General features: G+C 60.0%; 8 protein-coding genes and 1 riboswitch. Of the genes, 5 read left to right on the top strand and 3 right to left on the bottom strand.

Translation table 11 applies throughout. The features are described from left to right. The first annotated feature begins 4 nt into the window (after positions 1 to 4). Positions 5 to 226, top strand: a riboswitch (cobalamin riboswitch). A gap of 123 nt (positions 227 to 349) precedes the next feature. From HU754_RS13135 to cobM, 4 genes are all read left to right on the top strand, one after another. Then, positions 350 to 547 (top strand): CbtB domain-containing protein, encoded by a 198-nt coding sequence (locus HU754_RS13135; protein ID WP_093430890.1) that lies wholly within the window; start codon positions 350 to 352, stop codon positions 545 to 547. An 11-nt stretch (positions 548 to 558) separates the two neighbouring features. Continuing rightward, on the top strand, positions 559 to 1,257 hold the full coding sequence (locus tag HU754_RS13130; RefSeq protein ID WP_186624545.1) for a CbtA family protein: 699 nt from the start codon (positions 559 to 561) through the stop codon (positions 1,255 to 1,257). Then, complete coding sequence (locus tag HU754_RS13125) at positions 1,254 to 1,667, top strand: cobalamin biosynthesis protein (RefSeq protein ID WP_003225490.1); 414 nt, start codon at positions 1,254 to 1,256, stop codon at positions 1,665 to 1,667. Before HU754_RS13130 ends, HU754_RS13125 begins: the two co-directional genes overlap by 4 nt. A gap of 81 nt (positions 1,668 to 1,748) precedes the next feature. Next, positions 1,749 to 2,495: a precorrin-4 C(11)-methyltransferase gene (gene cobM, locus HU754_RS13120; RefSeq protein WP_093430883.1), complete on the top strand. Its 747-nt coding sequence runs from the start codon at positions 1,749 to 1,751 to the stop codon at positions 2,493 to 2,495. 144 nt (positions 2,496 to 2,639) lie between these two features. Here cobM and nfuA read toward each other — a convergent pair whose 3' ends face one another. From nfuA to HU754_RS13105, 3 genes are all read right to left on the bottom strand, one after another. After that, complete coding sequence (gene nfuA / locus HU754_RS13115; RefSeq protein ID WP_007912592.1) at positions 2,640 to 3,224, bottom strand: Fe-S biogenesis protein NfuA; 585 nt, start codon at positions 3,222 to 3,224, stop codon at positions 2,640 to 2,642. A gap of 57 nt (positions 3,225 to 3,281) precedes the next feature. Then, positions 3,282 to 4,304, bottom strand: coding sequence for an acyltransferase family protein (locus tag HU754_RS13110; protein WP_186624544.1), 1,023 nt, complete (start codon positions 4,302 to 4,304; stop codon positions 3,282 to 3,284). A 184-nt stretch (positions 4,305 to 4,488) separates the two neighbouring features. Continuing rightward, positions 4,489 to 6,771 carry a fatty acid cis/trans isomerase gene (locus HU754_RS13105; protein WP_186624543.1) on the bottom strand — a complete coding sequence of 761 codons (2,283 nt, stop codon included), beginning with the start codon at positions 6,769 to 6,771 and terminating at the stop codon, positions 4,489 to 4,491. Between the two features lie 155 nt (positions 6,772 to 6,926). Here HU754_RS13105 and metH point away from each other — a divergent pair, with 155 nt between their 5' ends. Continuing rightward, positions 6,927 to 10,637, top strand: coding sequence for a methionine synthase (metH, locus tag HU754_RS13100; protein ID WP_186624542.1), 3,711 nt, complete (start codon positions 6,927 to 6,929; stop codon positions 10,635 to 10,637). Positions 10,638 to 10,682: the final 45 nt, after the last annotated feature.

The raw sequence follows: 10,682 nt of genomic DNA, 5'->3' as shown, positions 1-10,682 counted from the left end.
CTCTCCTACACAACTTGTTACGGGTGCCCTTCACAGGGTGAAACGGGAAACCGGTGAATCATGTGCTTTACTCAAGCCCATGTCAGTCCGGTGCTGCCCCCGCAACGGTAAGCGAGCGAAGCGTCAAAACCACTGTGCCAATACGGTATGGGAAGGTGACGCTTGCAGGTCGGCCTGACGCCAGCCCCTCGTGAGCCCGGAGACCGGCCCGCAACACACAGCCCGCATTTGTGCGGTGCTGCACATAACAAACCCGCGGTGGGCGGGCGCTGTTCGAACCTCTGCGAGCCCGACCCGCAGGGGTTTTCATGCGCTCTATTCACCCGCTGACACTCCAGAGGGAAGCGCCATGTCGATCATCAGCAGCACCGGCAGCAACACGGACAAAATCGCCAGCACCACCACCCTGAGCCAACGCCTGACCGCCGCAATCTTTGCGTCGATCCTCGGCGCCAGTCTGGTTTACTTTGCCGGTTTCTCGCACATCGAAGCGGTACACAACGCCGCCCACGATACCCGCCACAGCGCCGCGTTCCCGTGCCATTGAGACCTGCCGACATGATCAAGCGTATCGCGCAAACTGCAGGTTTCTCTGGTCTGCTGGCCGCCCTGCTCCTCACTCTGCTGCAAAGCTTCTGGGTTTCGCCGCTGATTCTGCAGGCGGAAACCTTCGAGAAGTCCGAGCCGGTGGCGGTTCACGAACATGCCGCTGGCGCGGCTGCGCACACCCATGATGCCGAGGCCTGGGAGCCGGAAGACGGCTGGCAGCGCGTAGTCTCGACCACTGGCGGTAATCTGGTCGTAGCCGTCGGATTCGCTCTGATGCTCGCCGGCCTCTACACCCTGCGCGCGCCGACCAAAACTTCGCAGGGTCTGCTCTGGGGCTTGGCCGGTTACGCGACGTTCGTGCTTGCTCCGACCTTGGGCCTGCCACCAGAACTGCCGGGCACCGCTGCGGCCGATCTGGCTTCGCGGCAGACGTGGTGGATCGGCACGGCCGCTTCGACGGCTGTAGGTCTGTCGCTGATCGCGTTCAGCCGTCACTGGCTGATGAAGGTCCTCGGTGTGGCCATCCTCGCTGTGCCCCACGTGATCGGCGCACCGCAACCGGAAGTGCATTCGATGCTCGCCCCCGAAGCACTCGAAGCTCAGTTCAAAATCGCTTCGCAGTTGACCAACGTGGCGTTCTGGCTGGCCCTGGGCCTGATCAGCGCCTGGTTGTTCCGCCGCAAAAGCGCTGGTCAATACCACGCATGACCGATGACCGCGCAGCGCCGACCTTCGTGGTCGGCCTGGGCTGCCAGCGCGGCTGCCCGGCCAGCACGCTGCGCGCGTTACTCGATCAAGCGTTACAGGCGCATCGCATTGAGCTTGAGGCGGTGAAAGCGTTGGCCAGTATCGACTTGAAGCGCGACGAGCCGGGCCTGCAAGAACTTGCTGCACAACTGGCTCTGCCCCTGCTGTACTTCAGCAGTGACGAACTGGCCAGCTACCAACAGCGGCTCAGTCACCATTCACAGATTGCTTACGAACGCACCGGTTGCTACGGCGTCGCCGAAAGTGCCGCGCTTGCGCTCGCTGAACAGCTGATTCAAGCGCCGGCAAAACTGCTGATCTCCCGGCAAAAATACGCTCAGGCCACGCTGGCATTGGCCGGCGCGGCGTAAAATCCCGATAATCCCCGCCATTGATCATGAGCGTTGTTCATCTGCAACGCAGTCGTGCCCTCTTTTACTCAGGATTCAACGATGACCGTCTACTTCATCGGCGCCGGCCCCGGCGACCCGGAATTGATCACTGTCAAAGGCCAGCGGCTGATTCGCAGTTGCCCGGTGATTATCTACGCAGGTTCGCTAGTGCCGGCGGCGGTACTCGACGGCCATCAAGCCGAAACGGTGGTGAACAGCGCCGAACTGCATCTGGAACAGATCATCGAATTGATCAAGACCGCGCATGCCAAGGGTCAGGATGTGGCGCGGGTGCATTCCGGCGATCCGAGTCTGTATGGCGCGATTGGCGAGCAGATCCGTTATCTGCGTGAGCTGGATATTCCGTTCGAGATCATTCCCGGCGTGACGGCCACCGCAGCCTGTGCGGCGTTGCTTGGCGCGGAATTAACGCTGCCGGACGTGTCGCAAAGCGTGATTCTGACCCGCTACGCCGACAAAACCGCGATGCCGGCAGGCGAAGAGCTTGGCAGTCTGGCGCAGCATGGCGCGACCATGGCGATTCATCTGGGCGTTAACCATTTGCCGAAGATTCTGGTGGAACTGCTGCCGCATTACGGCGCGGATTGCCCGATTGCGGTGATTCACCGGGCGACGTGGCCTGATCAGGATTGGGTGGTGGGGACGCTGGCGGATATTGCCGAAAAGGTTGAGGCCAAAGGGTTTCGGCGTACGGCGTTGATCCTGGTCGGCCGGGTGTTGGGCAGCGAGGTGTTCAGCGAGTCATCGTTGTATCGCGCTGGGCATGCGCATCTCTATCGCCCATGAAGCCGCCTTCGCGAGCAAGCTCGCTCCCACATTTGGAATGCGATCAAATGTGGGAGCGAGCTTGCTCGCGAAGGCGTCGGTACATGTCACGCATAAAAAAACGGCGCTCACGGGGCGCCGTTTTTCATGTCCGCAGCGAACACCTTAGTAGTAGGCGTTTTCTTTCTGCGTGTGGTCGGTCACGTCGCGAACGCCCTTCAGCTCAGGAATACGCTCGAGCAAGGTGCGCTCGATGCCTTCCTTCAAGGTCACGTCCGCCTGGCCGCAGCCCTGGCAACCGCCACCGAACTGCAAAACGGCGATGCCGTCTTCAACCACATCGATCAGGCTGACCTGACCGCCGTGGCTGGCCAGCCCCGGGTTGATTTCGGTTTGCAGGTAATAGTTGATGCGCTCGTTGACCGGGCTGTCGGCGTTGACCATCGGTACTTTGGCGTTCGGCGCCTTGATGGTCAGCTGGCCGCCCATGCGGTCGGTGGCGTAGTCGACAACGGCGTCATCGAGAAACGCTTCGCTGAAGTGATCGATATACGCGGTGAAGCTTTTCAGCCCCAGCGCGGTGTCTTCAGGTTTTTCTTCGCCCGGCTTGCAGTAGGCAATGCAGGTTTCAGCGTACTGGGTGCCAGGCTGGGTGATGAAGACGCGGATGCCGATGCCCGGGGTGTTCTGCTTGGAGAGCAGATCAGCCAGGTAATCGTGGGCGGCGTCGGTAATGGTAATAGCGGTCATGGAAACTCCTCGCAGGCTTGGGCGCAGTTTACGCCAATCATTGCGCCGGACAAAGTCCTAGTATTTTTGTCGGGAAAGATTCTCGTCCGGCTCCATGTCAACCCGCGCCTTGAGCCAATGGTAGCTGCGCTTTTCCACCCATTCGTAGCTCAACCACGAGCCAACGCCAATCGCCAGCGCGCACAGGGCAAACATCAAATACGGGTTGATTGCGTAGCGTTGCGCGATAAATCCCCCCGCCGACAGCACCAGCACGTGCATCAGGTAAACCGAATACGAGCAATCGCCAAGCAGTTTGAGCATTCGGCTGCGCTCGACATAACGCTCAAGTGAGATACACGCCATGACCAGCACTGCACTCGGCACGCCCCAGTTCGGCAGCCTTGGCGCCGGTGCCAAATGATAAATCGCCAGCAGTGCCGCGCCGATCGCCAGTAGCGGCAGCCCCAGGCCGGCGTCGATCCAGCCCCGCCGATAGAGCATGCCAATGCCGATCCCCAGCAGAAACTCATAGACGATGTCCGACCGATAAAACGCGCTGACCCAGCCAAACCCGGTCCAGGCCTGACACACGGCAAAGAGCAGCGCGGCAACCACCAGCAGGCGCACCTGCAAACGAAACAGCAGCGCCCAGGCAAACAGCACGTAGAAAAGCATTTCGTAATTCAGTGTCCAGCCGACATTCAACGTCGGATAGATACCGTAGCCCCCAGGATTCTCGGTAGGAATGAACAGCAACGACAGCAGCAGATGGCCCCAGTCCACCGTCTGATCCGGCAGCAAAGGTTGGGCGAACACCACCAGCAGCGCCATCAGCAGCGTGTACAGCCAGTACGCCGGGACGATGCGAAACAGCCGGTACAGCAGGAAACGCGCGGGCGGCAGCGGTTTGTTTTCGGTCGAGAGGAAAATCACCAACCCGCTGATGACGAAGAAAATATCGACGCCCACCGCGCCTTTGTCGATAAAGAACTGGCCGACCGGCCCGCGCGCCTTGAAGTCGAAAAAAATCTGCATGAAGTGGTGGCACACCACCGTCCACGCGGCCAGCGCACGCAGGGCTTGCACTGAAATCAACATCACCTGCTCCCGATCACAATTCCTGAATCCACCTCAGATCCCTTGTAGGAGTGAGCCTGCTCGCGATAGCGGAAAATCAGACACTAGAGATGTTGAATGTACCGCCGCCATCGCGAGCAGGCTCACTCCTACAAGGGTTTGGTTGTGGTGCTTCAAGTTGGGACAGCAGGCCAATCTGAAACGATCAAAGATTCTCGTAGCGGTTCATGTCCAGCACGCCCTCTTCCACCGGGTCGGTTTCGTGCAGGTATTGGCTCAGATCGTGGAAATAGAACCAGAATTGCGGGTGACTGCGCCGAATACCCCAGCGTTCGACGATTTTCTCGAAACGATTGGCGTCCTTGGCATTTTCCATTGCATCAACAAACTCGGGCACCTGATCGGCCGGGACATTAAAGATGAAGTTCGGATAGCTGCTGAGCACGCCCGGGTAAATGGTGATCGTGTCCAGCCCGGGCTGATAGCGCAGCGACTCACCAAGCAGGAACGCCACGTTGCTGTGCGCGCGGTTGCGCAACAGGCTGTAGACCTCGCGTTTGCCGTTGGCGGTTGCAATGCGCAGCATGGTGGCTTCCGGCAGTTGGTCGATGACCTTCAAACCGGCCGCCGGACGCGAGGTCAGGCGGCTCAGCGCCTGCTCGGCATTTTGCAGGGCCGGGTCAATATTCGGCCGCGAGCAGTAAGCCCCATCGCAGCGGTTGATTGGATCCGGGTGCGCATTGAGATCACCGTAACGCGCCAGCAACTGCATGGCGAAGTCGTATTTCGGGTCTTTGTCATCAAGTTTGAGTGCCGTCGGCTTGTCGTCGTCGATCGCTTCGTAATCGAGCCACATCTTGAACTGGCCGCTGTTCTGATACCAATCGTCGAGGTAATCCTCTCGGGAGTCGGCCGGCATCAGGCGCAGGAAGTTTTGCTCGGCGCCATTGCGGATCAAATCGAAATACAGACGGGTTTGCGCCTGATGGGAGACGTTGCCGAACACATCGAAGTTGACGGCCAATTGGTAATAGGTGCGTTCGAGCAGCGGATAGTCGAACAGCCACATTGTCTGCGGCACCTCGCCGATCAGGCCTTTGGTCACCGAGGCGCTGTCGAAGTGGCGGAAAATGCTCAACAGCGCGTTATCGTTGCCGGCCCACAGGGTCGACCAGCTGGGCGCCGGCAAATCAGCGTAGCTGTCACGGCGCAAGGCTTCGTATTCGTTTCGTTTGTCACGGTAGTTGCGCCACAGGCTAAGTACGCTGCCGACGTCATCGTTCTGTCCGGGCATGGCCAGCAACGGCGTGGCCTGGCCGCGATAGTTCGGGTCAGTGATATAGAGGTCATGTTCCGGCGCCTGGAACAGCGCCCAGAAGTTGTCACGGATCACGTCGGTGGCGATCTGCCCACGGCACACCGGGCCGCGAATAAACGTGCGGACGAAGTATTCGGCGTTGTCGAGCATGAACTGATAACGCGCCTGCGCCGGAATCGCTTCAAATGTGGCGAACGGGTTGGCGCGGCTCTGCGGGCCGTAGCCCGGCAAGGCATTAACCTGCCAGTTACCGCTATAGAACAGACTTTTGACCCGCGCCATTTTCGCCGCGCTCAACGGATAGGTGATGTGGGTCTTGTGCACGATCACCCCTTGCACCGGCCACAAGCGGTAATACACCTGAGTGCCCGGATCATCGTTGGGGCGACGGGTGGCGATCAGGTCGATCGGCTGCCCGGTCGGCGTGCGCGAACGTACCCACTGGAAATAATGGCCCGGCTCGCCGTCCTTGAAATAGATATGCGCAAGGTACCAATGCTCGTACAACCAGCGACCGACCAGACTTTGCCGTGCGCCGGGAGTGTTGAGCAGGTTTTCCCACTGGACGATCTGCAGCGCCTCTTTGGTGCTTGGCGCCAGGCCTTGTTCGTCAATCGGCGCACCCGAGGCCAGCCAGCGTTGCAGCGTCTGATATTGCTGATCGGTCAGCCCGGTGACTGCCAGCGGCATGCCTTCTTTCGGATGCGCGCCGGCATAGCCTTCGAACTCGGCGGGCATCGCGCACAGGTTTTCGCGGTTCAGACCCAGCACGATGTCTTCCGGGAGCTTGGCATTCGGCGTCAGTGGCGTCTTGTGTCCAAGTTCGAGCATGCGCGCCATCAGCGCAGCCTGGCTGCCTTGGGCATCAAGCACCGAATAGAAGTCTTTTTGCTGCCAGGCACGTTTACCAAAGGCATCGTAAAACAGTCGGGTGGTGGGTGCCGCTTGTGTGCGCTCGCCATCGTAGACCGGCATTTTGCTCGCACCACGGGCCGCGCCCTCACCGCTGCCCAGATTCAACTGGCAGGCCGAGTCGTAACACGCATGGCAGGCCACGCACTTCTCGGTGAAGATCGGTTGGATATCACGGCTATATGAGATCGTGGGTTCCTGCGCAACGGCGCCCCAGCTTAAAAACAGCAAAAAAATGCTGATGACGCGGTACGACATGCCCTTGATCCCGATCCTGAAAAAAACGCCGCGATTCTACAGTATGACGCTCGTACCAACATGAGCGATATTCATGCAAAAGTCCAACATGCTCTAAAAGCGCACAGGTTTGCTATGATCCCGCTCCTTCGTAATGGTCTTTCCGAGTAGTCCAAATGTCCGATCGCAGCGTCCGCCTTCAAGCTCTCAAGCAAGCTCTCAAAGAGCGCATCCTGATACTCGATGGCGGTATGGGCACGATGATCCAGAGCTACAAGCTCGAAGAGCAGGACTATCGCGGCAAACGCTTCGCCGACTGGCCGAGTGACGTCAAGGGCAACAACGACCTGCTGGTCATCACCCGTCCGGACGTGATCGGCGGCATCGAGAAAGCCTATCTGGATGCCGGCGCCGACATCCTCGAAACCAACACGTTCAACGCCACGCGCATTTCCATGGCCGACTACGGCATGGAAGAACTGGCGTACGAGCTAAACGTAGAAGGCGCACGTCTGGCGCGCAAGGTTGCCGACGCCAAGACCGCCGAGAACCCGGCCAAGCCGCGCTTCGTCGCCGGCGTGCTCGGCCCGACCAGCCGCACCTGCTCGCTGTCGCCCGACGTCAACAACCCCGGCTACCGCAACGTCACCTTTGATGAACTGGTGGAAAACTACACCGAAGCCACCAAAGGCCTGATCGAAGGCGGCGCGGATCTGATCCTGATCGAAACCATTTTCGACACCCTCAACGCCAAAGCGGCGATCTTCGCCGTGCAAGGCGTGTTCGAAGAGCTGCACATCGAACTGCCGATCATGATTTCCGGCACGATCACTGACGCCTCCGGCCGGACCCTGTCGGGGCAAACCACCGAAGCGTTCTGGAACTCCGTGGCGCACGCCAAGCCAATCTCCGTCGGTCTCAACTGTGCGCTCGGCGCCAGTGAGCTGCGTCCGTACCTGGAAGAGCTGTCGAACAAGGCCAGCACCCACGTTTCCGCGCACCCGAATGCCGGCCTGCCGAACGAGTTTGGCGAGTACGACGAACTGCCGTCGGAAACCGCCAAAGTCATCGAAGAATTCGCCCAGAGCGGCTTCCTCAACATCGTCGGCGGTTGCTGCGGCACCACCCCGGGGCACATCGAAGCCATCGCCAAAGCCGTCGCCGGTTACGCGCCGCGTCAGATTCCGGACATTCCGAAGGCCTGCCGCCTCTCGGGTCTGGAGCCGTTCACCATCGATCGCAACTCGCTGTTCGTGAACGTTGGCGAGCGTACCAACATCACCGGCTCGGCCAAGTTCGCCCGGCTGATCCGTGAAGACAACTACACCGAAGCCCTCGAAGTCGCCCTGCAACAGGTCGAGGCCGGCGCGCAGGTGATCGACATCAACATGGACGAAGGCATGCTCGATTCGAAGAAGGCCATGGTGACCTTCCTCAATCTGATTGCCGGTGAACCGGACATCTCCCGCGTGCCGATCATGATCGACTCGTCGAAATGGGAAGTGATCGAAGCGGGCCTGAAGTGCATTCAGGGCAAGGGCATCGTCAACTCGATCAGCATGAAAGAAGGCGTCGAGCAGTTCATCCATCACGCCAAGCTGTGCAAGCGCTATGGCGCGGCCGTGGTGGTGATGGCGTTCGACGAAGCCGGCCAGGCCGACACCGAAGCGCGCAAGAAAGAAATCTGCAAACGCTCCTACGACATTCTGGTCAACGAAGTCGGCTTCCCGCCGGAAGACATCATCTTCGACCCGAACATCTTCGCCGTCGCTACCGGTATTGAAGAACACAACAACTACGCAGTGGACTTCATCAACGCCTGCGCCTACATCCGCGACGAACTGCCGTATGCGCTGACCTCGGGCGGCGTGTCCAACGTGTCGTTCTCGTTCCGTGGCAACAACCCGGTGCGTGAGGCGATCCACTCGGTGTTCCTGCTGTACGCAATCCGCGCCGGCCTGACCATGGGCATTGTCAACGCCGGGCAGCTGGAGATCTACGACCAGATCCCGCAGGAACTGCGCGACGCCGTTGAAGACGTGATTCTCAACCGCACGCCGGAAGGCACCGACGCCCTCCTCGCCATCGCCGACAAGTACAAGGGCGACGGCAGCGTCAAGGAAGCCGAGACCGAAGAGTGGCGTAGCTGGGAGGTCAACAAGCGTCTGGAGCATGCGCTGGTCAAAGGCATCACCACGCACATCGTTGAAGACACCGAAGAATCGCGTCAGTCGTTCGCGCGCCCGATCGAAGTGATCGAAGGCCCGCTGATGTCCGGCATGAACATCGTCGGCGACCTGTTCGGCGCCGGCAAAATGTTCCTCCCGCAAGTGGTGAAATCCGCGCGAGTGATGAAGCAGGCGGTGGCGCACTTGATCCCGTTCATCGAACTGGAAAAAGGCGACAAGCCGGAAGCCAAAGGCAAGATCCTCATGGCAACAGTGAAAGGCGACGTGCACGACATCGGCAAAAACATTGTCGGCGTGGTGCTCGGTTGCAACGGCTATGACATCGTCGACCTTGGCGTGATGGTCCCGGCAGAGAAGATTCTGCAGGTCGCCAAAGAACAGAAATGCGACATCATCGGCCTCTCCGGCCTGATCACGCCGTCGCTGGACGAAATGGTTCACGTTGCCCGTGAAATGCAGCGCCAGGACTTCCACCTGCCGCTGATGATCGGTGGCGCGACCACTTCCAAAGCGCACACGGCGGTGAAGATCGAGCCGAAGTACAGCAACGATGCCGTGGTCTACGTGACCGACGCCTCCCGTGCAGTGGGCGTGGCGACGCAGTTGCTGTCGAAAGAATTGAAGGCTGGTTTTGTCGAAAAGACGCGTCTGGAATACATCGATGTGCGCGAACGTACCTCGAACCGCAGCGCCCGCACCGAGCGCCTGAGCTACGCCGCCGCCATCGCCAAGAAGCCACAGTTCGACTGGGCCAATTATCAGCCGGTCAAACCGACCTTCACCGGCAGCAAGGTACTGGACAACATCGACCTCAAGGTCTTGGCCGAATACATCGACTGGACGCCGTTCTTTATCTCTTGGGACCTGGCTGGCAAGTTCCCGCGCATCCTCGAAGATGAAGTGGTCGGTGAGGCCGCCACCGCGCTGTACAAGGACGCGCAGGAGATGCTCGCCAAGCTGATCGACGAGAAGCTGATCAGCGCCCGTGCGGTGTTCGGCTTCTGGCCGGCCAATCAAGTACATGACGACGACATCGAACTGTACGGCGATGACGGCAAGCCATTGGCCAAGCTGCATCACCTGCGCCAGCAGATCATCAAGACCGACGGCAAACCAAACTTCTCGCTGGCTGACTTCGTAGCGCCGAAGGACAGCGAAGTGACCGACTACGTCGGTGGTTTCATCACCACCGCCGGCATCGGCGCCGAAGAAGTGGCCAAGGCTTATCAAGACGCTGGCGACGACTACAACTCGATCATGGTCAAAGCCCTGGCCGACCGTTTGGCCGAAGCCTGCGCCGAGTGGCTGCACCAGCAAGTGCGTAAAGAGCACTGGGGTTATGCCAAGGACGAAGTGCTCGATAACGACGCGCTGATCAAAGAGCAATACAGCGGCATCCGCCCTGCTCCGGGTTACCCGGCGTGCCCGGATCACACCGAGAAAGCGGCGCTGTTCGCCTTGCTCGATCCGGAAGCCGAAGAGATGCGCGCCGGTCGCAGTGGTGTGTTCCTCACCGAACACTACGCGATGTTCCCGGCGGCTGCGGTCAGCGGCTGGTACTTCGCCCACCCGCAAGCGCAGTACTTCGCCGTGGGCAAGGTCGACAAGGATCAGGTGCAAAGCTACACCTCGCGCAAAGGCCAGGAGCTGAGCGTGACCGAGCGCTGGCTGGCGCCGAACCTCGGCTACGACAACTGAAACCCGCCACGGACCTGGGAGCGCAGTCCCAGGTCCGTTCAGGCA

It is taken from the genome of Pseudomonas zeae, from assembly GCF_014268485.2.
Taxonomy (GTDB): Bacteria; Pseudomonadota; Gammaproteobacteria; order Pseudomonadales; family Pseudomonadaceae; genus Aquipseudomonas; species Aquipseudomonas neuropathica.
Note: the sequence above shows the minus strand (reverse complement) of the source record. Positions and strands in the feature narration are given on the sequence as shown.

Excerpts from the sequence above, each read along its gene's own strand:
- HU754_RS13125 (WP_003225490.1), top strand. The coding sequence starts at position 1,254 with ATGACCGATGACCGCGCAGCGCCGACCTTCGTGGTCGGCCTGGGCTGC.
- HU754_RS13135 (WP_093430890.1), top strand. The coding sequence starts at position 350 with ATGTCGATCATCAGCAGCACCGGCAGCAACACGGACAAAATCGCCAGC.
- cobM (WP_093430883.1), top strand. The coding sequence starts at position 1,749 with ATGACCGTCTACTTCATCGGCGCCGGCCCCGGCGACCCGGAATTGATC.
- HU754_RS13130 (WP_186624545.1), top strand. The coding sequence starts at position 559 with ATGATCAAGCGTATCGCGCAAACTGCAGGTTTCTCTGGTCTGCTGGCC.
- metH (WP_186624542.1), top strand. The coding sequence starts at position 6,927 with ATGTCCGATCGCAGCGTCCGCCTTCAAGCTCTCAAGCAAGCTCTCAAA.
- HU754_RS13105 (WP_186624543.1), bottom strand. The coding sequence starts at position 6,771 with ATGTCGTACCGCGTCATCAGCATTTTTTTGCTGTTTTTAAGCTGGGGC.
- nfuA (WP_007912592.1), bottom strand. The coding sequence starts at position 3,224 with ATGACCGCTATTACCATTACCGACGCCGCCCACGATTACCTGGCTGAT.
- HU754_RS13110 (WP_186624544.1), bottom strand. The coding sequence starts at position 4,304 with ATGTTGATTTCAGTGCAAGCCCTGCGTGCGCTGGCCGCGTGGACGGTG.